19 protein-coding genes are annotated in these 23,638 nt (G+C 45.8%); 13 read left to right on the top strand and 6 right to left on the bottom strand.

The annotated features are described in order from the left end of the window. The first annotated feature begins 36 nt into the window (after positions 1-36). Positions 37-1,563, top strand: coding sequence for a M28 family metallopeptidase (locus A9237_RS19765; protein WP_078609243.1), 1,527 nt, complete (start codon positions 37-39; stop codon positions 1,561-1,563). 142 nt (positions 1,564-1,705) lie between these two features. Next, on the top strand, positions 1,706-2,098 hold the full coding sequence (locus tag A9237_RS19770; protein WP_078609245.1) for a nuclear transport factor 2 family protein: 393 nt from the start codon (positions 1,706-1,708) through the stop codon (positions 2,096-2,098). 77 nt (positions 2,099-2,175) lie between these two features. On the opposite strand, the gene A9237_RS19775 is transcribed toward A9237_RS19770, so the two are convergent. Both A9237_RS19775 and A9237_RS19780 read right to left on the bottom strand, forming a co-directional pair. Continuing rightward, a complete protein-coding gene (locus A9237_RS19775; protein ID WP_078609247.1) occupies positions 2,176-2,970 on the bottom strand; it encodes a glycine betaine ABC transporter substrate-binding protein in 795 nt (264 codons plus the stop codon). A gap of 154 nt (positions 2,971-3,124) precedes the next feature. Continuing rightward, positions 3,125-4,081, bottom strand: coding sequence for a LysR family transcriptional regulator (locus A9237_RS19780; RefSeq protein WP_078609249.1), 957 nt, complete (start codon positions 4,079-4,081; stop codon positions 3,125-3,127). A gap of 137 nt (positions 4,082-4,218) precedes the next feature. On the opposite strand from A9237_RS19780, the gene A9237_RS19785 reads away from it, so the two are divergent. From A9237_RS19785 to A9237_RS19795, 3 genes are all read left to right on the top strand, one after another. Beyond that, entirely contained in the window at positions 4,219-5,232 is a 1,014-nt protein-coding gene (locus A9237_RS19785) for a DUF1254 domain-containing protein (protein WP_078609251.1), read from the top strand. Between the two features lie 33 nt (positions 5,233-5,265). Further along, positions 5,266-6,318 carry a DUF1254 domain-containing protein gene (locus A9237_RS19790; protein WP_078609253.1) on the top strand — a complete coding sequence of 351 codons (1,053 nt, stop codon included), beginning with the start codon at positions 5,266-5,268 and terminating at the stop codon, positions 6,316-6,318. A gap of 117 nt (positions 6,319-6,435) precedes the next feature. Beyond that, on the top strand, positions 6,436-7,305 hold the full coding sequence (locus A9237_RS19795; RefSeq protein ID WP_167371693.1) for a LysR family transcriptional regulator: 870 nt from the start codon (positions 6,436-6,438) through the stop codon (positions 7,303-7,305). 28 nt (positions 7,306-7,333) lie between these two features. On the opposite strand, the gene A9237_RS19800 is transcribed toward A9237_RS19795, so the two are convergent. After that, positions 7,334-8,329: an ABC transporter substrate-binding protein gene (locus tag A9237_RS19800; protein WP_041053314.1), complete on the bottom strand. Its 996-nt coding sequence runs from the start codon at positions 8,327-8,329 to the stop codon at positions 7,334-7,336. 205 nt (positions 8,330-8,534) lie between these two features. Beyond that, complete coding sequence (locus A9237_RS19805; protein ID WP_078609257.1) at positions 8,535-10,763, bottom strand: hypothetical protein; 2,229 nt, start codon at positions 10,761-10,763, stop codon at positions 8,535-8,537. Between the two features lie 531 nt (positions 10,764-11,294). On the opposite strand from A9237_RS19805, the gene artP reads away from it, so the two are divergent. From artP to A9237_RS19835, 6 genes are all read left to right on the top strand, one after another. Further along, a complete protein-coding gene (gene artP / locus A9237_RS19810) occupies positions 11,295-12,023 on the top strand; it encodes an arginine ABC transporter ATP-binding protein ArtP (RefSeq protein WP_009704632.1) in 729 nt (242 codons plus the stop codon). 88 nt (positions 12,024-12,111) lie between these two features. Beyond that, on the top strand, positions 12,112-12,843 hold the full coding sequence (locus A9237_RS19815; protein ID WP_005443853.1) for an arginine ABC transporter substrate-binding protein: 732 nt from the start codon (positions 12,112-12,114) through the stop codon (positions 12,841-12,843). A gap of 1 nt (position 12,844) precedes the next feature. Then, on the top strand, positions 12,845-13,534 hold the full coding sequence (artQ, locus tag A9237_RS19820; protein WP_005388570.1) for an arginine ABC transporter permease ArtQ: 690 nt from the start codon (positions 12,845-12,847) through the stop codon (positions 13,532-13,534). Continuing rightward, the gene (gene artM / locus A9237_RS19825) at positions 13,531-14,199 is read left to right on the top strand and encodes an arginine ABC transporter permease ArtM (RefSeq protein ID WP_078609260.1); all 669 of its coding nucleotides are present in this window, start codon (positions 13,531-13,533) and stop codon (positions 14,197-14,199) included. Before artQ ends, artM begins: the two co-directional genes overlap by 4 nt. 194 nt (positions 14,200-14,393) lie before the next feature. Continuing rightward, positions 14,394-16,010: a methyl-accepting chemotaxis protein gene (locus A9237_RS19830; protein ID WP_153303267.1), complete on the top strand. Its 1,617-nt coding sequence runs from the start codon at positions 14,394-14,396 to the stop codon at positions 16,008-16,010. 151 nt (positions 16,011-16,161) lie between these two features. After that, on the top strand, positions 16,162-16,734 hold the full coding sequence (locus A9237_RS19835) for a dioxygenase family protein (RefSeq protein ID WP_078609265.1): 573 nt from the start codon (positions 16,162-16,164) through the stop codon (positions 16,732-16,734). Between the two features lie 9 nt (positions 16,735-16,743). On the opposite strand, the gene A9237_RS19840 is transcribed toward A9237_RS19835, so the two are convergent. Beyond that, a complete protein-coding gene (locus A9237_RS19840; RefSeq protein ID WP_078609267.1) occupies positions 16,744-17,574 on the bottom strand; it encodes a LysR family transcriptional regulator in 831 nt (276 codons plus the stop codon). 118 nt (positions 17,575-17,692) lie between these two features. Between A9237_RS19840 and A9237_RS19845 the strand changes: the two genes are divergently transcribed. Then, a complete protein-coding gene (locus A9237_RS19845) occupies positions 17,693-18,340 on the top strand; it encodes a glutathione S-transferase family protein (protein ID WP_078609270.1) in 648 nt (215 codons plus the stop codon). A gap of 96 nt (positions 18,341-18,436) precedes the next feature. Here the strand turns inward: A9237_RS19845 and A9237_RS19850 are convergent, their stop codons facing one another. Then, complete coding sequence (locus A9237_RS19850) at positions 18,437-19,954, bottom strand: arylsulfatase (protein ID WP_038893683.1); 1,518 nt, start codon at positions 19,952-19,954, stop codon at positions 18,437-18,439. Positions 19,955-20,588: 634 nt separating this feature from the next. On the opposite strand from A9237_RS19850, the gene A9237_RS19855 reads away from it, so the two are divergent. Continuing rightward, positions 20,589-23,603 carry a flavocytochrome c gene (locus A9237_RS19855; RefSeq protein ID WP_078609272.1) on the top strand — a complete coding sequence of 1,005 codons (3,015 nt, stop codon included), beginning with the start codon at positions 20,589-20,591 and terminating at the stop codon, positions 23,601-23,603. The last annotated feature ends 35 nt before the right edge of the window (positions 23,604-23,638 follow it).

Genomic DNA, 23,638 nt, shown 5'->3' on the forward strand with positions numbered 1-23,638 from the left:
TTTTCGTCAGTAAGGTTAGTAAAGGAAAATACCAACATGAAAAAGAGTCTTTTAGCATTGGCATTGTTGAGCAGTACGTTGAGCAGCAGTGTTGTAGCCAATGAATTGACCGAGCAAGAACAAGTTTGGATCACCACCGATGCGGATGCGTTGGATCTGATTACCAAACACGGAGCAACGGTTTATTCTGATTTCTTTGGTGCTCGTCCCGCCGTGGTCGCGAAAATATCGCCAGATCAGCTAGCGACGCTATCCAGTCACATGCATCATGAAAAGCATCGCTGTGGTGGGTATATGGTGCACCCAGACAAAGCCAGTGCATTGAAAGCTGCAACCATGCCAACCACATTGAAGACGTTTAACAAACCGATGATCAGCCATCATGACACGGTTGAGGCTCTCATCAATCAAGTAGAGCCGACGAACTTGGTGAAGACCATAGAAGGCATGACGTCATTTACCAATCGTTTCTATACCACCGCTACGGGTGTTGAAGCCTCTGATTGGTTGCTGGCGCGTTGGAGCCAAGAGATTGAAGGTGTCTCTTATGCTTCTGCGGAACAAATTTCCCATCGTGGATACCCACAAAAATCCGTCGAAGTGACGTTGCTGGGGGCAAAATATCCCGAAGAAATTGTTGTCGTGGGCGGGCACCTAGACTCTACAGCTGGCGCATGGACAGAAGAGGGAACCATTTCTCCGGGCGCCGATGACGATGCTTCGGGTATTGCAACGGTGACAGAGTCACTTCGCTTAATGATTGCCAGCGGTATCCAGCCAGACAGAACCATCAAATTCTATGGCTATGCCGCAGAAGAAGTTGGGTTGAGAGGCTCGCAAGACATCGTTGAAATACTGAAAGACGAAAAAGCCAACGTGCTATCCGTGTTGCAATTAGACATGACCAATTACAGCGGTTCTGCGCATGATATTACATTCATCACCGATTATACGGACAGTAACTTGACGGCATTTCTGTCTGAGTTGATTGATGTGTACGCGCCTGAAATCACCTACCAGTTTGACCGTTGTGGCTATGCTTGTTCTGACCATGCCTCTTGGCACAATGCTGGTTATCCGGCGGCCATGCCATTCGAAAGTTTGTTTGAAGACTACAACCCGAATATTCATACCCAATTTGATACGTTGGAAAATTCAGACCCGACTGCCTCGCATGCCAGTAACTTTGCAAAGCTTGCTATCGCCTATTTGATTGAATCAAGCATGGACAGCACGACTGGTGTAACCCCCTTACAAGATGGTGAGACCGTTGAGAATTTACGAGCAGGCTATGGAGAGGAACAGTTCTTTAGTTTTGAAACTCAAGAGGAGGGGAAGGTGACCATTTCCTTGTCTGGGCCAAGAAGTGGCGATGCGGATCTTTTTGTGAAATACAACGATCAAGTGTCAGTCAGCAACTTTGATTGTCGTCCATTCCAAAATGGGAGCAATGAACAATGTGTTCTAAATAAACCGGCAGGAACGTTCAGCATTATGGTGCGAGGTTATCGTAATTTCGACCAAACCAGCCTTGTTGCGAGATTTGAAAAAACGACCAACTGATCGTAAAGAGCACTTCTCATCAAACTCTAAATGCCGCATGACACAGTGCGGCATTTTTGTGTATTCGTTATGAGGGAAATGCTCCGCGCTTCGATTCTCGACTACGCTTTGTAGACGATCGCGAGTTGAATAGGAGAAACCCATGAGCACCTTGCAAATCGATATTGAAGAGAACAAACGTAATGCCATTGCTTTCTATGAGATGGCATATCGAGGAAACCCAAGAAAAGCGGTCGAGCTTTACGTCGGGGACGAGTATATTCAGCACAACCCATTAGTGGGTAATGGCCCTGATCCTTTTATCGCTTACTTCGAGAGAATGCAGGAAGAATACCCAGAGAAAGACATTACGTTTGTTCGCGCAGTCGCAGAGGGCAATTTAGTGGCGCTGCATACGCACCAAACGTGGCCTGATGACGTGGAATACGTGACAATGGATTTCTTCCGCTTTGATTTAAATGGCAAGATTGTCGAGCATTGGAATGCCTTGCAAGAAATCCCGAAAGAGTCTGCAAACGGGAACACCATGTACTAAGTTAACGTGCTTTGCCATGCAATTTAGCAATGTGACAATGGAAGCAAGGCAAAGCACTATAAATCGCGTAAAGCTTGTTAGCGTTGGTTGTCTAACCACTCACGTGTCACTGCGTCTAACTCTCGTCCTTCACGACTGATTTTGTAATCCAATTCCGCAATGGTGTCGTTTGAGAAACGTAACGCGTCCAGTCTATTCAGCTCATCTTGAGTAAATTTATCTGATTTGTCTTGGCGCAATAGCAAAACGGCTTTATCGACAATACCCAGCAAACCTTTTGGTTCTGCGATTTCTCGAATTGCGTACTTATAGTGAAGAAATTGAGGTTTCCAAAGTGGCACGATAACCCACTGTTTGTCCTCTACCGCCTTCTCAAATGCAGTAAAGCAATCTTCTTCCGTTCCGGTGTGGAAACGGTAACCCGCTTCGGTCAGCGAGTATTCGTCCATCATCATAATCGAAAAGCGCGTAATACCCGCTCCAGGGTTGATGCCTTGAATATCCGATTTCATCCTCTCTACGACTTCTGGTTTCGTCAAGTCGCTTACTTCTGATACCTGTTCTTCAGGCACGTAATCGGGCACACCCCAAAGCGCGTATGGTTCGTAGTGTAAGCCCAGCTCTAGCAAGGGTTGTACTTCTTCTACCGATGCTTTGTAAATGCCGTGGCTTGATGGTAACCAAGCCGAAGAAAGCATATCGATTTCACCGGATTTGAGTTTTGAAAAGTTCTCTTCATGGGGTGAATAAACGCGCTCAACCTCAAAGCCCATATCATTGAGCACGTGGCTAACAAGCGAAGCGGTAACGCGGTGGAAAGAGAGGTTAGTGACACCAAGTTTTATCGTTTTTGACGCGTGAGTACCAGTCATACTGAAATCCTTATTATGGAGCAGTGCGAAGGGGAGTCATGCACTGCTTTGTGACGGAAATAGTAGGCTTGCGGTGAAGAAGGATAAACAGCGCTGTCTTTGAGTCACTGTCAAAAATGATTTGATAATGGCGCACAGGGAAAGCGCTGACTGTTCAGGAATTGACTTGGTGTTTATTCGATTGTGCCGCGTTTAGTGCATTTACTAACGAAGCTTGAATCAATTTCCCCAACTGACTGGCAGTAAATTGATTGGAGTAAAAAAGACCAATCTTCATGGATGGAAGATAGCTGTTCATATCGAATTTGGTGTTGATCGTCGTGTGTTCTGTCGATGCTTTTTGGGCAAACAAATGATTGACGGGCATTAAGGCATCGGAATGCTTCAGCGTTGTCAGGCAGAGGTTGGCGTTGTCGCTGCGCAGAATAATGTTCGAGCTAAGTTTGAACTTACGAAGCGTGTGCTCAATTTTACTGTTCTTGGCCGTGAAGTTAGGAATGATGGATACCACGAGTGGATACTGGGAGATTTCCTCCAGAGTGACAGACTTATCGCAAAGAGGGTGAGATTTTCGAGCGATCAAACGAAAGTCGACAGGCAAAACAGACTGGTGAACTAAGTCCTTAGAAACATCTATCGGATAATAATTGATGCCAACCTGAATTTTGGTGTTGAGTATTTGTTGTTCTGTGGATTCCGACCAATTGACCAATCGAACCGTGGCATTGGGAAAATCCTGTTTAAGTTGCAAATAAACATCATCGGCTAGGGCATAGTACATTGCTGAGCTTATCGCGATGCTGATTTCACCCGAATATGCTTGTGTTGATACTTGGTTGGAATCAGCATAAATGCTCTCTAGCTCAAGCAGCAATGGGGTGACTCGTGAGACCAATTCATCGCATTTCTCTGTTGGTATAAAGCCTTCTCTCGTACGAACAAACAGTGGGTCATTGAGCTGCTCACGAAGCTTCTTCAATCCTTTACTCACGGCCGACTGGGTGACGAACAAACGCTCTGCGGTTCTTGCTGTACTTTGCTCTTCGTGGAGCGTAACCAACAACAGCAATAAGTTTAAGTCTTTATGAATAAACAATTTTTCGTTGAGCATCTCGATTCTCTTTTGGAATTGGTAGGGTGAAAATAAGTCCCTTATGGAATGTTATTGCTTAGGTTAAGGTTGGTCAACAGATAAACATTGGAACCTTAATACTCCTACCTAAAGCACTTAACATGAGTACGCTCTCCATGAAAAAGAAACTATTAACGCTTTCACTCTCCACGCTTGCCTTAACGGGTGCAAGCCATGTATTGGCTGAAACACTTGTCCCTGTTACTGAGAAAAACTACGAGTTTGCGGAATCTGATCTCGCGTTCAAAAACATCACTAAACTGGTTGGTTCTAACAAGTGGTTTCACTTCCCTGGTCTGACGCCTTTGGATAACCAAACGGTTGTGCGTATGAATCGCGATACCATTTACTCGGGTTATGTGGCTGATTTGTCGAAGGGAGGGAGTATTACCATTCCAGACACAGGCGAGCGTTACATCTCGGTGATGGTGGTGCAAAACGATCACTACATCGACCAAGTTTTCTCGACGCCGGGAACGCATAACATTGAGAGTCAAACTGACTTTGCGATGATTGTTGCTCGTGTGCAGATAGACCCAAATGACCCTGCTGATTTGCTTCGAGTAAAAGCCATACAGAATAAACTCAAAGTGACCACAGGCTCGCATCAAGAGCACATCATGCCGAACTACGATATGACCCAACTTGTCTCTGTCCGTGATGCGTTGACAAAAGAAGGTGCCAAACAGGGCAATCAAAAGAACATGCAAGGCGCTCATGGTGAGGTGGATCCTCGCATGCATATGTACGGCACCGCCATTGGTTGGGGAATGTTGCCTGATGCCGAAGCGCAATACTTTTCTTACTACAGTTCTGGCGAGGTCGCTAATCCAGACAACTGCTCTCAAGCGACTTATCAAGCACCAAAAGTAAAAGGGAATGGCTTCTACTCTCTGACCTTGTACAACCACCAAGGTTATATCGCCTTCGATAAAGCGGTATTGAACAAAAACAACATCGAGTACAACCAAGATGGCTCATTCACGGTGAACTACGGTCACTGTCCTAAAGGCGCTAAGAATGCCATGCCAGTGGCGAAAGGGTGGGATGTCATGATGCGAATCTACAAGCCGGATCTTACTCAAACGGAATCCTACCAGTTACCAGAACCGAAAGTGGTTTCTCAATAACCCATCACACCCTCAGATTTAGGAGTCACCATTATGAACAAAACGATACTTGCGTTATCGACCCTTACTTTGATGTTTGCGACTGGGTTACAAGCGAAAGAAGCAACTTTGGACAATGTTTTCACTGATTTTGCCGATCAACCAACGAAAGAAACAGATTGGTATATGACGCGTTTGCAAAAAGAAGTGCCAGTTAATACCTATAGGCACAATCGTATCCCATCGAGCAAAGAGCATCAGTTCGTTATTCGTGAAAACGAAGACACGATGTACAGCCATGCAATACTGGATGTCACCAAATCGGCAACCATTACCATGCCTGAGTACGATGAATATGCGATTGTTCAGGTAATCGACGAGAACCACTTTACGATTGCAGAAGTCTATCCGGGTCAGACACTGCGTTTGACACCAGATATGCTGAGCTCTGGTACTCATGTATTCCTAAATACGCGAGTAGCGGCGGCAGATAACCACGATCCTAAGGCTTTGAAGAAAGCACATGATTATCAAAATGCCATTAAGTTGTCTGCTGAAACTCGCCACCCTTACGTCTCAAAAGAGTTTGATGAAAAAGAAGTATTAGCTGCGCGAGCGACGGTGCAAAAGTTACGACCGTTTATCCCTAAACCATTCGATATTTTTGGCGACAAAGGTCAAGTTGATCCGAAGTCTTTTGTGATTGCGTCTTCGGCTGGATGGGCGGGTTTACCCTCTGATGCGGCTGTGTACTTGCCACAAATTCCGGGAAACAAAGGGGAAACGCAATGCAGTTCTTTGACCATTAACCCGCCACCGCTTCAGTACGATCGTCACGCGTTTTTCAGCATGACGGTATACGACAAAGATGGCTGGATTGCAGATGATGATTTTGCGATTTCGAACAAGCGTATGACGCCAAATGAGGACGGTACTTACACATTCCGCTTTAACTGTGAAGGACAAGCCAACAACCTAACCGTCAGAGAAGGCTGGAGTGGGTTATTAAGAATGTACTTGCCGACATCTAAGCAAGCGATTCAAAACTATGTGGTGAACGACTACTTGAAGCATTCTCGCTTGGTGAAAGGGGCAGGTAAGCAGTAGTCCTGTCTCTTGCTGCCAATAGCCGGTAACCAATTAGCAATAACCAACGAATAATGAGTCACTGTTTTTGGCAGTGGCTCGCTTTCGTTTAATTCAATACACGCGAAGCAAATGCTCATGTCAAAGCCCATTGATTTGAACCTAATCAACACCTTTCTCGTCGTAACAGAGAGCCAATCTTACACTAAAGCGGCTGAGCAACTAGGTGTCACACAACCTGCCGTCAGTGCATCGATTCGGCGATTGGAACAGGCCTCCAATAAAAAGCTATTTGTAAAAAGCGGGAGAAGTATTGAGCTGACGCATACGGCACGAGAGCTACTACCACAACTGAGAAAAGCGCTGAGTATCATTGATAATGCGATGACGAAACCGCAATCATTTAAAGCCTATTGCTGTGACTTGCCTTTATTGGGGCTAAGCCCTATCGACAATTTGATCTTTCATGAATCCACACAAGATGCTGGTGAGCTGTGTGATTTCCTATACCACCGAAAAGCCGACATCATTATTGGCTGCATTGGCAATAAACCCACTTCAATCATTGTGGAAGATCTTCATCAAGAACCATTTGTAATTATTGGTCGAGCGGATCACCCAAGGCTTGGTAAAAGGCTTGATATCGATGCGTTTCACAACGAAAAGCATTGTGTTCTCTCATCCACTTGGAGTGTGGAAAGTGAGTATGAAGCGGCATTAAACGTGACGATTAAAGCGAATCAAATCGAAGTGGTGACATCATCTTATCTTGGTGTGCTGACTAACGTAGCTCAGCGAGATTGTTTAGGGGGTGTGCCTTTGTCGGTGGCGAAAAGGTGGGGAAGCGCACTCAACATTCGCTACTTTCAAAGTCCGTTTCCAAGTGGCCAATTTACGTTTCAGATCGCTTATCACAAACGACACGCGGACTGTGCAGAGCATCGGGCAATGCGGCGAGTACTAAAAGAAAGGCTAAGTCTCCCCCTGTCATCACAGCATTATTCTTGAGCCGCTAACAGGGGGAGTGAGTAAAGCGTTAAATGGCTTTTTCTACTTTCGCAGCCACGTCTGCCGATACCCATGTTTTCCATAGTTCAGGATAGGTTTCGAAGAAGTAGTACATCGCTTCTTCTGCGTCCGCTTGGTTATCTTCCATCCATGCAAGTAGCTGGCTCATCTGCTGATTGGTGAACCCACGTTTTTGCAAGTAGGCGTAAGCTTGTGGCTCTTTATTGGCAAAGGCTTCGGTTGTAACGGTATGAACCGGTGAAGGTGGGTACATAGTCACTTTTGGAGATTCACATTCAGGTTGCGTTGTACAGTTGCGGTATTCTTCCACATCTGTGCCGCTGCCGAAGTCGACTTTCACCATGTCATACTTGCCCAATACCGGCGTCGGTGACCAGTAATACCCGAACCAAGGTTTCTCACGTTCATAAGCTTTCGCGATAGTACCAGCCAGCGCAGCGCCCGAACCCGGGTCAATCATATCGAAGCCGTGTTTCTCGAGTTCCATGGCATCAAACAGGTGACCAGAGGTGATTTGGCACGTCCAACCGGCAGGGCAGCTGTAAAAGGCGAATTTCTCATCATCTTCTGGGTGTTCAAACAACTTGGCGTGTTTAATCACACCTTCAATGGTTGCTAATTCCGGATACTGCTTCACCAGATAAGAAGGAACCCAAAAGCCTTCCTCGCCGCCATTGACCAAAGATTCTCCAGCGATACGCAAGCGCTTATCCGCAATGCCTTTGTCTAACGCTTCTTTAATTCCGTTGGTCCATAGCTCAGGAGCAACATCAGGTTGGCCTTTCTCAATCATCGAGGTGCCAGTCGGTACGCTATCACCCGGGATGAGTTCTGCATCGCATTGGTAGCCTTCATTAAGAATGAACTGGTCGATGTGTGCCATCAAACTCGCCGAGTTCCAGTTCATATCCGCTATAGTGATTTCACCACATTCACTAGCATAAGATTGAGCAGAAAAAGCGGATAGCAGTAAAACGGAAAGAACGGACGGTGTTGTCTTCATGTGACTGAATTCCCTTATCATTGTCATTTGATTCAGTATATACACAAGGTTTATGAAGATTCAGAGAATAGGGCGTTATCTGTGAAGTTGAAAACGAAGAGAATCGGAAGATCAAAACGTTAAACCCACGCTCTCCCGTTTACGCTGAAATCAGCAATTTGGATTGGGAGAGAGTGGAAGCAAGCGCTATGTTTGGTAAGCCTCATCAGTACAACAAGAATAGACCTTCGTAACCACCGATTTCGATTTGCGAAACGTAGTCTCCGATGTTGCCGTCCTTGTCTACGGGTCTCATCGGCTCGTCTAGCGTGATGGTGATTTTAGGCGCAGTGAAATAGTCCACGTTTTTGCCGAAAAAGTCGGTGCGGTACAACACTCTGCCTTTGCTAAACTCGCGTGCTAACACCATCTCTGCAGGGCCTTGAGCCACCACATTGTTCTCAGAGCGATACGCAAAGTAGGTGAACGTGGGAGAAACGTAAGTAATGCCATCGGGTAGATCTGCATGTACCACTTCGTTCATCGACGAATCACCAATAACCGTGTAATCCGCTGGATAAGGCGTGCTGGTGGACATCATTAGTGGGATGGGCTCTGCGTCCTCGGGGAGCTGATTGGCAGGCTCTCCCAAATCAACAGCAAGTAAGGTACTTGGTTGATAGGCAATATTCTTTGGTATGCCTGCCTTCCAGAAGTTATCACCTGTAGTGTTATTACTTCCATAAAGGTAACCATTGTTCCACTGATTAAAGTAGCTGCGATCAGGGTGATGATTCAAGTAGAACGCTGCCAGTGCAGAGTATTGGTCTTGCTTCCAGTTATCTTCAGTGTTGCCAAAGTATTGAACTCGGCCATAACGCGTGGTCGCTTGATAAATCACTTTCTGGCCCGCTTTGGCGAGTGCAGAGTTATCCCAAAACTTAGCTAAGCCAGCATAGCCACTAAATCCAGTAGAAGAGAAAAGGTAATGCTCGCGTAAGTACAGAGAACCAGCTTCAACTAAGTGGTTCTGTCCATTGCGACCGAATAAGTTCGCCGTGCCGATGTTGAGGCCAATTAACGCATCCGCACCCAGCGTCGCCAGTTTGTTTAAAAACGCCGAGAATTGCGCTTTGTAAGCATCGTCAGCAGCTTGGCTACCCGCCACCAAACCAAGTTCACCCACTGTACCACCGGAATAAACGTAGAACTGATTTGCTCCGAGTAACTTATTCGTATCGTCGTTGTACGCACCGTTTAAACCTTGCTTCGGCCATTCAGCTTGGTAATAGTGGTGCATAGCGTTGGCAAAGTCGGGGTTGCCGAGATTGGTTAACGCCCAAGAAGAGGTTTGGTTCCACATACGACCAAATGGAATAACACGTGACTCCCAACGAAATCGTGCTGTCGCATTCTTATTCGAACGGTTTTTGTATTCATTCCAAGAAAGATAATTGTCTTGGTTTAGGTCCGCAGACTTGTCGAAGCCACGAATCTTACGCCAGCGTTGAATGGTTTGACCTTCAGGTGTTGCAGTTGGTGCGTCGGTCAACTTGACGGTTTGGAAGCTGTTTTTGAGCTTTACTTCTTTTAGACGAGGGCGATTCTCGATGTTTTCGTCATGCCAAGTAATTTTCGCAACGTAAAGACGGCCGCCATCGCGTAAAAAGGTGGAGCCAAAGTACTGACCACCACCATAGGTTTGTCCGCTGCCATCGTGTGTTGTAGCGCGAACCCAATCCGAAGGAACAGACCAGTTTACCGTCTGGTTTTTAGTCATGTTCTCGGTTTTGTCTTTTTTAATCGCGAAGCTTTTCCATTCTGTTACCTGACCAAAAGAGTCGATGGCAGAAGGGTATTCAACCGTGAAGTTGCCGCCTTGAGCAAATTGAGAGAACTTAAAGGTTAAGCGGTCGAACTTCTCTGAGTGATAAACATAGAGCGCGCCACCATTATTCGCCTGACCGAATACGTCAGCATCCCATGGTGGTTGTTTATATAGCCAAAAACCGGCGTGGTCAGCGCTGGCGGTATAACCAACGATCATCGGTTTTCGATTGAGTAAGGTATTTTCACCATGGCTAGAGTCTACCTCTGCGATGATGGTGTCTTCGGCAAAATGGAGAAAGTAATCCTCGTAATCAATCCCATTCAGTTCTGCCTCGTTGCGAATATCGTTTTCTACCCAACCCGCATTGAGCTCAAGCTTTTGGTTGTACATATAACCGATGGCTTGGACACGCTCGTTGTCAGCCTTGTTTGGGTAAGCACCAAACACAATATCGGCATTGTTAATTTCCCAATCGATCACATCATCAGCAGAGAGCGGGGCGTCTTGTAAATCGACACCTTGCTCATGCAATCCCGGTAAAACGACAGCAGTACCAGCCCAAGTAGTAGGCGAAAATAGGTTCAAAGAACCAAGCGCAAGCAGCGCAAAACGATATGGCTTCATTATTGAGTTGTCCCAATCAAAAAACTTCGATTACTCAAATTGCGAGTCAAATTACGAGGAAGTATTAGCGATCGGTAAGACCAATTCAAGAAAGTACTAGAACATCTCTCTTTTGATAAATTCTTTATAAGACGAATACGCTAAGCAAATCAGCTTTTTACAAAATGAGTCCTGTTTGTCTCAATTTTGAGTCTTGAAGAAGTGAAGAAAAGCTACGCGAGATTTTTCTCAGAATGAGAGGGGAAAGTGCTTATACAACCAGTTACTGTCTTTCGGACTGATGCTCTCAATGAATGGCGCTGCAGAGCATTGCCTTAAGTGTCCAATGGAATTCTAAGCTATCGAAATTATGGGCTTTTTTGATCAACAAATACCGTTAAAACCACACTCATTGCACCAGTCATATACTCTGCTGAGCTGGTCGTTTCTTATACAAAAAATTAACAATCTAAATTTTTATACATTTTTATTGCATAAAATATCTTTCTTGCTAGTATAAGCTCCAGATGACAATTAATGCAGTATGGCAGCATGAGTATTCAAGTTAAAAGTATCAATAAGTCTTACGGCGATACCCAAGTTCTACACGATGTCAGTTTTAATTGTGAAAGCGGTGAAACGTTGGTGTTACTCGGTCCAAGTGGTGCAGGGAAGAGCTCTCTACTACGTGTTCTTAACCTTCTTGAAGGGGCGGATAACGGCCAGTTAAACATCGCTAATGACGCATTCGACTTTTCAACTGAAATCAAAGAGAAGCAAGGTTTAGCACTTCGTCGTAAAGTGGGCATGGTGTTCCAACAGTACAACCTATGGCCACACATGACAGTGATGGAAAACCTGATTGAGGCTCCGGTAAAAGTCTCTGGCATGGATAAAGAAGAAGCGAAGAAGCAGGCAATGCAAATTCTCGCGACGCTGCATTTGGCAGACAAAGCGGATGCATGGCCGATGCAACTTTCTGGCGGTCAGCAACAACGTGTAGCGATTGCCCGCGCGCTGATGATGAAGCCAGAAGTCTTGCTTTTTGATGAGCCTACCGCGGCGCTTGACCCTGAAATCACGAACCAAGTGGTCAAAATCATTAATGATTTAAGCGAAACCGGAATTACACAAGTAGTTGTGACCCACGAGGTGGATTTCGCCAAGAAAATCGCTAGCCATGTTCTATACCTAGAACAAGGACACATCGTAGAACACGGCACGCACGACGCATTTGTTAATCCGCAAACCACTCAGTTTGCCGATTACCTAAATCACTAAATTACGTTTTTAAAGTTCAGTCTATTTAACAGATAAGCTCGGCTGTCATTGCGAGTGTCAGCCCACTAAGTACACACGGAGTATTGCAATGAAAAAGATTTTACTAGCTTCACTAATCGGTCTTGTCTCAGCGAACGCAGCAGCACAAGAAGAGATCAAATTCGCGATGGAAGCGACTTACGCACCGTTCGAATACATGGATGAAAACAACCAAATTCAAGGTTTTGATGTGGATCTGGCGAACGCACTATGTAAAGAAATGGAAGCAAAATGTACCTTCCACAACCAATCTTTTGACAGCCTGATCCCTGCATTAAAATTCAAGCGTTACGATGCGGCTATCTCTGCAATGGATATTACGGATGCGCGTTTGGAGCAAGTGAACTTTTCTGACCCTTACTACGACAACTCAGCAGCGTTTGTTTCTATCAAAGAAAAAGTGGCCGATCAAAAAGCACTAGAAGGTAAGCGTGTTGGTGTTCAAAACGGTTCAACACACCAAAGCTACCTGATTGAGCAAATGCCGGGCGTAACAGCGGTTCCTTACTCAAGCTACCAAGACGCATTCATCGATATGAAGAATGGCCGTATTGATTCTGTATTCGGTGACACAGCAGTCGTAGCTGAATGGTTCAAGAAAGAAGACAACCTAGCGTACGTGGGCGAGCACGTCACTAACCCTAAATACTTCGGTAACGGTTTCGGTATCGCAGTAAACAAAGGTAACGACGAGCTAGTGAACAAGCTGAACACGGCACTGAAAACAGTGAAAGCGAACGGCGAATACGACGTAATCTACAACAAGTACTTCGGTAAGTAATATGGCACTAACGGGTTACTCTTTATCGCTTGTTCAAGCTAGTTGGATGACTGTCCAGCTAGCATTCACAAGCCTTTTAGTCGGTTTGATTCTGGCAGTGGTATTCGCCAGTGGTGAAATGTCTCGCCGCGTTTTCGTTAAATGGCCAATGACGGCGTTTGTGACGATTGTACGTGGCTTGCCAGAAATCCTTGTCGTGTTGTTCATCTATTTTGGTTCGACGCAGGTTCTGTTTTTAATCACCGGCGACTTTATTGAAGTTAGCCCGTTCTTGTCTGGCGTGGTGGCGTTGTCATTGATCTTCGCTTCCTACGCTTCTCAAACTCTACGTGGCGCATTAAAAGCCGTTGGAAGAGGGCAGAGAGAAGCAGCAAGTGCGCTCGGCATCAGTCAAGCACACGCTTTTGTTCGCATTGTATTGCCACAAGCAGTAAGACACGCACTACCAGGTTTAACTAACCAATGGCTGGTTTTGCTGAAAGATACCGCGCTTGTATCACTGATTGGCGTAACGGATTTATTGAAGCAAGCGCAGCTAACATCTGCAGCGACGCATGAAGCGTTTACATGGTACGCAACTGCTGCGGCGATTTACTTAGGCATTACTTTGATTACGCAACGTGCCGTCAAACTGATTGATAAGAAGTTCTCAATTCAAGGCATGAGCATGGGACAGGAGGCAACCGCATGAACGAACAACACGTTTGGCAAATGCTGGATGGCTTAGGCACTAGCCTTCAATTGACCGCCGCTTCCTTGGTTGTGGGCTGTCTTTTAGCTCTGATGATGACGCTGACTCTGATCCTACGTACTCCGGGTTTGCATTGGGTAAGTCGTGGCATCATCACCTTGTTCACAGGTACGCCTTTGTTGGTACAGATCTTCTTGGTGTACTACGGTCCGGGTCAGTTTGACGCAGTAAGAGAAAGTGTATTCTGGACATGGTTAAGCCAACCTTGGTTCTGTGCGATGTTGGCGTTAGCGTTGAATACCGCGGCGTACAGTACTCAGTTGTTCAAAGGGGCGTTTAACGCGATTCCTTCCGGTCAATGGCAAGCGTGTCGTGCATTAGGCATGAACAAAACCGCAACGCTGAAAGTGCTGCTGCCATACGCTATTCGTCGTGCGGTTCCGGCTTACTCGAACGAAGTGATTCTGGTCTTCAAAGGCACGTCACTAGCAAGCACGATTACGATCATGGATCTGATGGGTTACGCGCAGCGCATTAATGCACAAACTTACGATACGTTGACGGTATTTGGTATTGCGGGCGCATTATATTTAACGGTAAATGGTGTGCTGACTCTCATTTTCCGTCAAGTAGAGAAGAAAGCATTGGCGTTCGAAGCCGCATAAACACATTTAGAAACAATTTGATTTTATAAATGCCCCTACTTAATGACTCTCGAGTAGGGGCATTTTTTATGATTGAAGCATATTAAAAGTGTCATATTTCTTGATGCTAAGTTCCTTCCATTCCCCGTTTATATGATTGCGATGTTCTGTAAAGGACAACACACAACATAATGAACTAAATTGGGGAAAACCCTGTGAAAACAATAATTAATAATCTGTCTATACGAGCGCAACTTGTGTCGCTCTCTGCCGTGGTGTCTATTTTCTTCGTCTTGATTTATTCGATAAGTATCTATCGTTTAGATGTTGCCGCTGAGCGGTTAGTCGAAGCCAGAGACTCATCTTTTTCTACCATAAACTCCGTCTATAAGAATGAACTGATCACGGCGTACAACATTCGTTTGTTGTTCTCGAAAGCAGCGCAACGAGAGGAGTTTTACGATCAATTCAATCGAGGTTTGAACGACTGGGCAAGAAGCATCAAAGATAAATACAGCGAGGACAAAAGCCGAGAAACGCAAGACCGCCTCGACAACTTTGAGCGCTACTATAATCACGTTTCAAAACTCGGCCAGATCACGTACCGTTTTCAAAATGGCGCTTTGTCTGAAGAAGCCTATGACGAATATTTCAATCAAGCTGATGATTTAGCGTTTGAGCTGATCGATTCGCTGAATGACTTCATCGAGCAGGTCAACTTCAGCATTGATGAAGAGTTTGCGGATGTGGAATCGGACGTGTACCGCGATGAAATTATTGGTGCGATTCTTATGGCAATCGCAGCTGTACTATCACTTGGTCTGGTGTTTATTGCCTCTGGTTACCTCTCTTTGCCAATCAAAGAAGTGGATACCAAGTTGAACCTTATGGCTGGTGGCGATTTTCGTGTTCGAACCAATGTGAAAGGAAAGAATGAGATCGGCAGTTTAGCTAGTTCAATTAATCAAGTGAGCGAGTCTGTGGGTAGTGTTGTTCGTGAACTGAATGACAACGGCGAGCGTGTTGCTGCGTCTGCTTCTGAGCTTTCTTCAGTGATGCAGCACTCTAAGAAGAACATGGAACAAGAAAAGGCACAGTTTGATCAGATCAGCGTTGCGGTTACCGAGTTATCAAACACCTCGCAAGAAGTGAATAGTAATGCTCAAATGGCAGAAGAAGCCTCTCGCCTTGCGATGTCGAACATTACTCTAGGGCAAGAGCACGTAAATCGTTCGCAATCAGTGGGTGAAGATATGTCTCTCGCAATTCAAGAAGCTTCAGTAAAAGTTGAGAAGCTTAATGAATACTCGCAGAGCATCAGCAATGTGATTGAAGTGATCGATAATATTTCCGGTCAAACGAATTTACTGGCGCTCAATGCCGCGATTGAAGCCGCGAGAGCCGGAGATCAAGGTCGAGGGTTCGCCGTAGTTGCTGATGAAGTTCGTAGCTTAGCGGTACGTACTCAAGAGTCGACGTCAGAAATCTATGAGGCGGTTGAATACCTTCAAAGCCAGTCAGTTGAAGTCAGCCAACTGATGGAACAAAACGTTGAACTGATCGATCACAATCGCACAATAACGGAAGAAGTACGTTCTGCCTTTGGTCAAATTTCAGAGGCGGTGGAGAACATTTCCACACTTAATGCGCTGGTCAATACCGCCTCATCTGAACAAGCGGATGTAACCCAAGAAATTGCACAAAGTTTGGGGCAACTGAATGACATTGTCAGCCTAAATTTAGCGGGATCTGTCCAGTCTAATGTTGCAGCCGAAGAGTTAGCAGAAATGGCAGAAAACCAGAAGAATACGCTCAGCCGATTTAGCGCCTAATCGTTTCGTTATATGTACTGAGCTCTAGCGATTTAATCCATGCCTCTGCAATGCAGGGGCATTTTTGTGTCTACTATCAGACGTTATCTTAAGCTGGAAAAATGAAGAGGTTTCGCCACACTTACTACAATAAAAGGAAAAGGCTGAAACCATGGAAAGAAGACACTTTTTAGCGCTGTGGACATTGTTGTTCGCACCCTCTTTAAAAGCGAAAACACCAATGAGGCCAACGCCAGCACAAACAGAAGGGCCATTTTATCCAGTAGTGGACATTCCTCTACGTCAAAACTTGATTCTGCAATCAGAAGGATTGGTCGGTGAACCTATCGTGTTGCAAGGCAGAGTAGTAGATAGATCGGGAAACCCTGTCTCAGGCATCAAAGTAGAAATCTGGCAATGCGATGGGCAGGGGATTTACGATCATCCTAAGCAGCCACATAATGATAAGTTTGATGCTCACTTTGCAGGCTTTGGCGCATTCGAAACTCAATCGGATGGTGGTTACTTGTTCCAGACTTTGTATCCTGTGCCTTATGCCTCTCGTCCGCCGCACATTCACGTTAAGTTGTGGCGGGACAACCAAGAGCTGCTGACCACTCAGTTGTACTTAAAAGGCAATACTGGTGATGAATGGTGGGGTGGTAAAGCCCGTGATTATCTACAGTTTGAAACCATACGAATCGACGGGCGATTAACGGGCGAATTCAACTTTGTGATTGGTTAGTGAATTCAGTTAAGCCATTAACTCAACCAATTGCGCCAAGCATTCTTTATCCAGTATCGGATGAGGCTCGACACCTGTGACCAGCACAATATCCACGGAAGGCAGTGATGGCATATCGTCTAATATCTTAAGATCCTCACTAACGCTAATACTTCCCATGGCGCCGACTGCCATTCCTGAACGCACAATCGCTCTTTGTGCCGATGCTGTATTGCAACACGCCAGTAGTTGATAAGGGATACCACCTTTGGTTAATCCGTCTACCGCTGCCGCATGGTATTTGCAGTCGGTTTGGAATAGGGCGAGAGGGAGAGGTTGGGCGTTATCAATGTCAAAGTCAGGGTGAGCAATCCACACGCCTTTGTCGCTTGCTAGCCAGTAACCTTCCTCACTGTCCGGTGCTCTAGTCACAATAGCGGCGTCTAGCTTTCCTTCATCGAGCTTTTCTCTCAAGGTGATGCTTGGCTCACTGAAAACTAGGATAGAGCATGTCGGTTCAGATTGCTGTAATACGCGGATGACTTTAGGCAGGATATTGTCGTTATAGTCTTCTGGGCAACCTAAGCGAAGAGGGCGCTTGTCTTCATAACGTTTCACTTGTTTCAGTGCTTGATTGTGCAAGCTGACCAATTGCTCGGCGTGAGAGCGTAGTGCTAATCCTGCTTCACTCAATACTAGGTTGCGACCTTCTTTTTCAAACAAACTGACACTGAGTTCGTCTTCCAGCTTACGCATTTGTGCACTGAACGCTGATTGGGTGCGATTGATCTGCTTGGCTGCACGAGTAAAACTTCCCGTTTCGACAAAAGCAAGAAAGCTGCGCAACGCATCGATATCCATATCTAAAACTCATCCATCGTTTTTGTTTAAGTGTTCCATCAAAACTATCCGTTAGTCCCCTTAAATACAATCAGATATTGTGAATGGGTACTCAAAACACGAACCGCATGGAGGCGTCATGAAACTGTTTATTGCTAACCAAAACTACTCAAGCTGGTCACTGCGCGCATGGCTGATCTTTTCTCAATTCAAACTGGATGTGAAAGTCACCAAGCTCAAATTATTCACGGAAGATTTTTATAAGACCTTGGAAGATATTACACCAACCGCGAAAGTACCGACCTTGGTGGATGGCGATGCAACCGTGTGGGATTCATTAGCGATTTTGGAATACGTAAACGAGCAATACCTGCAAGGTAAAGCATGGCCAAGCAACTCCGCAGAACGGGCTAAAGCACGTGCCATCGCCTCGGAGATGCACTCGGGTTTCTTTGATTTAAGAAACGAACTCCCAATGAATATCCGCGCGCGCAGAAAAGTCGATTTAACTGAAGGTGCACGTAAAGATATTGCACGTATTGACGCTATTTGGGCAGAACAAGCCAAGCTGTATCCCAACGGCTGGTTATTTGGAGAATGGTCGATAGCGGATGCCATGTATGCACCTGTGGCATTGCGTTTCCAAACTTATGGCATCGAGTTATCGGAAGGTGCCAAAGCTTACCAACAGAAGGTGCTAGCAAGTGAATCTCTAAAGCAATGGCTCGAAGAGGCGAGCCAAGAAACGGATACCGTAGAAGAAGATGAAGCAGGGGTAGAAGTTTAAACATAAAAATACGGAGTACAGATACCAGCGATAATATCCGTACTCCGTAGGCTTAATGCTTTTTAACTGGAGTAAATGTGCTTAAGTCCGTTTTGACTAATTCCGTTGCGGCTGCGTCATTGCATCAACCACCTGTTCGATACTCAAAGAACTGCCTTTTGTCGCTGGGAATTCTTTAAAGGTTTCGAGGAATTTGCGAACGATCGCTTGAGCTGGCACAAACATCCACATTTGATCTGCGTAGAAGTGGCGAACATAAAGTGCAGAGTCTGGGCCTACTTCAAATGGGTCCATACGCAGGTTAACAATCAACGGCCAGCTAGGCGTTTTACGGTAAGCTTCGTTAATCGCACCTTCCATAATCGTAAAGTGGATTTTCCAATCTTTGTAACGCAGTGCATTTAAGTGACCGCCGGCGTCAAAGTAGAAGATCTCGTTACGTGCGCCCGTTTCGGATTTACCGGTAAGTAGGTCCAACTGGTTGTAACCATCTAGGTGCGCTTTAAACGTCTTGTTGTTTGCCTTATGGCCTTTTAGCAGTTTCTCTTTGATATCTGGTTCACCAACAGCAGCAAGCAGTGTTGGCATCCAGTCTTCTTGAGAGAAGATATCGTTGATCACCGTACCCGGTTTGATTTGACCCGGCCAGCGAACCATCATAGGAACACGGAAACCACCTTCCCAAGTTGTACCTTTCTCGCCTTTAAATGGTGTTGTACCACCATCTGGCCAAGTGAATTTCTCTGCACCGTTGTCGGTACTGAAAATTACAATGGTGTTGTCAGCGACGCCAAGCTCGTCGAGCTTTTTCAGCATCACGCCAACTTGGTCATCCAAATCCATCATGCCATCTGCATATAGGCCATAACCTGATTTGCCTTTGTACTCGTCGCTTAGGTGAGTCCAAACGTGCATACGAGTTGAGTTGTGCCAGATGAAGAAAGGTTTGTCTTCTTTTACGGCTTTTTCCATAAAGGCAAGGCTGGCTTCCATAAACTCGCGGTCTACGTTTTCCATGCGTTTACGAGTCAGTGGACCTGTATCTTCGATCTTGCCGTCTGCTGTGGATTTTAGAACACCACGAGGGCCGAATTTTTTACGGAATTCAGGGTCTTTAGGGTAGAACTCTGATTCAGGCTCTTCTTCTGCATTCAAGTGGTAAAGGTTACCGAAGAACTCATCAAAGCCGTGGTTAGTCGGTAAGTGTTCGTCTTGGTCACCCAAGTGGTTTTTACCAAACTGACCCGCGACATAACCATGGTTTTTCAGCAGTTCGGCAATAGTTGGATCTTTAGCTTGAATCCCTTCCTTTGCGCCTGGCATACCAATGGTAAGAAGACCGGTTCGGAATGGGTGCTGACCAAGAATGAAGGATGCACGACCCGCAGTACAGCTTTGTTGCGCGTAGGCATCAGTGAAAATGGCACCTTCCTTTGCGATGGTATCGATGTTTGGTGTACGACCACCCATCATGCCGTTGTGGTAAGCGCTAATGTTGTAAACACCCACATCGTCGCCCCAAAATACCAAAATGTTGGGTTTATCTGCTGCTAGCAAACTGACAGGCGCGACCGCGCTCATCAATACAAGAAACTGTCTCAATATCCTGTTCATCGAGTCCTCCTGGACAATAAATAGAGTTCATTTCTTTTGGAGTAAGAGAATGCGAATTAACCGTAAAGCTGATCAGTGAATTGCCAAGTAAGCATAGTACACCTGATTGTTTTTTCGGCTTTAGATGCGCTTTTCTTATGAATGGCAAGAGGAAGAAAAGTAGAGCAATCACAATGAAACTGCGGTGGACAAAGGATTTGGAGCGTTAAACGGCGTTAAAAATCATTTTTTATTTTGTTAGAAGTCGGTGTTTTTATGAGTCTCTGTACTTTTCTTTGTCTATCGAATTTGATGCCAGGCACTTCTATTTTCCCACCATTTTTCCAAAACTCGAAGATTAAATTGCCTATCAAATTCCAGACGAGACAGGGTTTAACGCTTAACTAAACATTAAAGCTTGGCACTTCATTTCCTGCCGTTTTTACCATTCAAATCAAACCACTTAGCCTTTAATTAATGCGCATCAATCATAGCTAAAATGCAAAGTATTCATTTTACTCATACGGTCAAATCAATAATATTTTTGTGGTTATCGAATGAGGACATTGGTTTTCATATCAAAAACACTTGTGGTGCGTTGGTCGAACTGGAGGTGCCTTTGATATGAGAATTAATCTGTTAAAGGAAACTATTTATGGCTCAGTTAGTCGATGAAATTGTATTTCAATCAGGGGTCAAACTGCATAATCGCATCGTGATGGCACCGATGACGATTCAGTCTGCATTCTTTGATGGCGGCGTAACGCAAGAGATGATCAATTACTACGCGGCACGTTCTGGTGATGCAGGGGCGATCATTGTCGAGAGTGCGTTTGTAGAGAATTACGGTCGTGCTTTCCCTGGTGCGCTTGGTATTGACACCGACAGCAAAATCGCAGGTTTAACCAAGCTTGCCGATGCGATTAAAGCAAAAGGCTCTAAAGCCATTCTGCAGATTTACCATGCCGGTCGTATGGCAAATCCTGAGTTCAATGGCGGGCACCAACCGATTTCTGCCAGTCCTGTCGCTGCGTTACGTGACAACGCTGAAACACCACTTGAGATGACCAAAGAGCAAATCGAAGAGATGATTGAGCGCTTTGGTGATGCAGTAAACCGTGCAATTCTTGCTGGCTTCGATGGCGTAGAAATTCACGGCGCAAACACATACCTGATCCAGCAATTCTTCTCGCCACACTCAAACCGTCGTAATGATAAATGGGGTGGCAACATTGAAAGACGTACTTCCTTCCCATTAGCTGTACTTGCAAAAACTAAGCAAGTGGCTGAGCAACATAACAAATCTGATTTCATCATCGGTTACCGCTTCTCTCCTGAAGAGATTGAACAACCGGGCATCCGCTTTGATGACACCATGTTCCTGCTAGATAAGCTTGCGACTCACGGCTTGGATTACTTCCATTTCTCAATGGGTAGCTGGTTACGTAACTCAATCGTTACGCCAGAAGACCAAGAGCCGCTAATCGACAAATACCGTAAGCTTCAATCTGAAAGTGTTGCGAAAGTACCAGTGATTGGTGTTGGTGGTATTGCTCAGCGCAAAGATGCAGAAAATGCCCTAGACAAAGGTTACGACATGGTTAGTGTCGGTAAAGGTTATTTGGTTGAACCTACTTGGGCAAACAAAGTGCTTAACGATGAGACCTGTGCTGAGTTCGCGGACATCGCGCAACAAGAAGCGCTGCAAATTCCAACGCCACTTTGGGAAATCATGGATTACATGATTGTGGACAGCGCAGCAGAAGCATTGAAGCACCAACGCATCAAAGAGCTGCAGAACGTTCCAATCAAATTCAACTCAGGTGAATACACGGCGTATGGTCGCGGTCACAATGGTGACTTGCCGGTTACGGTTACTTTCTCTGAAGATAAAATCCTCGACATCGTGGTGGACTCTTCCAAAGAATCAGACGGCATCGCAAACCCAGCGTTTGAACGTATTCCTCAACAAATTCTTGATGGTCAAACACTGAACATCGACGTGATTTCAGGCGCGACAGTCAGCAGCCAAGCAGTACTGGACGGCGTATCGAACGCGGTTGATCTAGCGGGTGGTAACTCAGAAGCACTGCGCTGCAAAGCCAAAGAAGCAGTGGCATGGTCATCGAAAATCATCGAAGAAACCGTGGATATCGTGGTTGTTGGTGGCGGCGGTGCCGGCTTGAGTGCAACGTTAACGGCGCTAGATAAAGGCAAGTCGGTTATTTTGCTTGAGAAGTTCCCAGCAATCGGTGGTAACACGGTGCGTACTGGCGGTTGGGTGAACGCGGCAGAACCAAAATGGCAAGGTGATTTCCCAGCACTTCCTGGCGAAAAAGAAACCTTGATGCTGCTAGCGAAAACAGCGGAATCCGAGTTTGCGGGTGAGTACCTTGAAGATTTCAAAGTGCTTAAAGCGCAACTGGATGGCTACTTTACAGACCTTGAGAACGGCAAGCAGTACTTGTTTGATTCTGTCGAATTACACCGCATTCAAACCTACCTTGGTGGTAAACGTACCGACTTGAACGGTGAATCGATTTACGGTCAATACGATTTGGTTGAAACCCTAACATCTCGCTCTATGGAATCTATTGATTGGTTGAGCGAAAAGGGCATTGATTTTGACCGTAGCGTTGTTGAGATCCCAGTTGGTGCCTTGTGGCGTCGTGCACACAAACCTAAACGTCCAAAAGGTGTGGAGTTTGTCGACAAACTATCAAAACGCATCCAAGAGCAAAACGGTCGTATCATTACAGATACACGAGCAACGGATTTGATGGTTGATAACGGTAAAGTGGTGGGCATCAAAGCGGTTCAAGCGGACGGTACCGAGCTTATCCTTCATGTGAATCATGGTGTGGTACTGGCTTCTGGTGGTTTCGGCGCAAACACTCAGATGATCAAAAAGTACAACACATACTGGAAAGAAATCGCGGACGACATCAAGACCACAAACTCACCGGCATTGGTTGGTGACGGCATCGAAATTGGCGAGAAAGCGGGCGCAGAATTAGTTGGTATGGGCTTTGTGCAACTAATGCCCGTTGGTGACCCTAAATCAGGCGCGCTGCTAACCGGTCTGATTGTGCCACCAGAGAACTTTGTATTCGTGAACAAGCAAGGTAAGCGCTTTGTTGATGAGTGTGGTAGCCGTGACGTGCTTTCTGAGGCGTTCTTCGATAACGGTGGTCTGATTTACATGATTGCGGACGAGAACATTCGTCAAACCGCAGCGAATACATCAGATGAAACCATCGAACGCGAAATCAAAGAAGGCATCATTATTCAAGCTGACACGCTAGAAGAGTTGGCAGAGAAAATTGGCGTTCCGACGCAAGAGCTAACTAACACCATCGCACAATACAACGCTTGTGTGGATGCGGGGCAGGATCCTGAGTTCCATAAGAGTGCATTCGGTTTGAAAGTGGAAAAAGCACCGTTCTACGCAACGCCACGTCAGCCTTCGGTTCACCATACAATGGGCGGCTTGAAGATTGATACTAAGGCGCGAGTGATTGGTAAAGACGGCGAAGTTATTCAAGGTCTGTACGCAGCGGGCGAAGTAACGGGAGGCATCCACGCGGGTAACCGTCTCGGAGGTAACGCGCTGATCGACATCTTCACTTATGGTCGCATCGCTGGTGAGAGTGCATCTGATCTTGTTTAAGCACTCATTCAAGAGCGAAACAGAGCAAGATAAGT

Origin of the sequence: Vibrio owensii, from assembly GCF_002021755.1 — a bacterium.
Taxonomy (GTDB): domain Bacteria; phylum Pseudomonadota; class Gammaproteobacteria; order Enterobacterales; family Vibrionaceae; genus Vibrio; species Vibrio owensii.

Excerpts from the sequence above, each read along its gene's own strand:
- A9237_RS19835 (WP_078609265.1), top strand. The coding sequence starts at position 16,162 with ATGGAAAGAAGACACTTTTTAGCGCTGTGGACATTGTTGTTCGCACCC.
- A9237_RS19815 (WP_005443853.1), top strand. The coding sequence starts at position 12,112 with ATGAAAAAGATTTTACTAGCTTCACTAATCGGTCTTGTCTCAGCGAAC.
- A9237_RS19845 (WP_078609270.1), top strand. The coding sequence starts at position 17,693 with ATGAAACTGTTTATTGCTAACCAAAACTACTCAAGCTGGTCACTGCGC.
- artQ (WP_005388570.1), top strand. The coding sequence starts at position 12,845 with ATGGCACTAACGGGTTACTCTTTATCGCTTGTTCAAGCTAGTTGGATG.
- A9237_RS19775 (WP_078609247.1), bottom strand. The coding sequence starts at position 2,970 with ATGACTGGTACTCACGCGTCAAAAACGATAAAACTTGGTGTCACTAAC.
- A9237_RS19840 (WP_078609267.1), bottom strand. The coding sequence starts at position 17,574 with ATGGATATCGATGCGTTGCGCAGCTTTCTTGCTTTTGTCGAAACGGGA.
- A9237_RS19800 (WP_041053314.1), bottom strand. The coding sequence starts at position 8,329 with ATGAAGACAACACCGTCCGTTCTTTCCGTTTTACTGCTATCCGCTTTT.
- A9237_RS19780 (WP_078609249.1), bottom strand. The coding sequence starts at position 4,081 with ATGCTCAACGAAAAATTGTTTATTCATAAAGACTTAAACTTATTGCTG.
- A9237_RS19805 (WP_078609257.1), bottom strand. The coding sequence starts at position 10,763 with ATGAAGCCATATCGTTTTGCGCTGCTTGCGCTTGGTTCTTTGAACCTA.
- A9237_RS19855 (WP_078609272.1), top strand. The coding sequence starts at position 20,589 with ATGGCTCAGTTAGTCGATGAAATTGTATTTCAATCAGGGGTCAAACTG.
- A9237_RS19790 (WP_078609253.1), top strand. The coding sequence starts at position 5,266 with ATGAACAAAACGATACTTGCGTTATCGACCCTTACTTTGATGTTTGCG.
- artM (WP_078609260.1), top strand. The coding sequence starts at position 13,531 with ATGAACGAACAACACGTTTGGCAAATGCTGGATGGCTTAGGCACTAGC.
- A9237_RS19770 (WP_078609245.1), top strand. The coding sequence starts at position 1,706 with ATGAGCACCTTGCAAATCGATATTGAAGAGAACAAACGTAATGCCATT.
- A9237_RS19765 (WP_078609243.1), top strand. The coding sequence starts at position 37 with ATGAAAAAGAGTCTTTTAGCATTGGCATTGTTGAGCAGTACGTTGAGC.
- A9237_RS19850 (WP_038893683.1), bottom strand. The coding sequence starts at position 19,954 with ATGAACAGGATATTGAGACAGTTTCTTGTATTGATGAGCGCGGTCGCG.
- A9237_RS19785 (WP_078609251.1), top strand. The coding sequence starts at position 4,219 with ATGAAAAAGAAACTATTAACGCTTTCACTCTCCACGCTTGCCTTAACG.
- artP (WP_009704632.1), top strand. The coding sequence starts at position 11,295 with ATGAGTATTCAAGTTAAAAGTATCAATAAGTCTTACGGCGATACCCAA.
- A9237_RS19795 (WP_167371693.1), top strand. The coding sequence starts at position 6,436 with ATGTCAAAGCCCATTGATTTGAACCTAATCAACACCTTTCTCGTCGTA.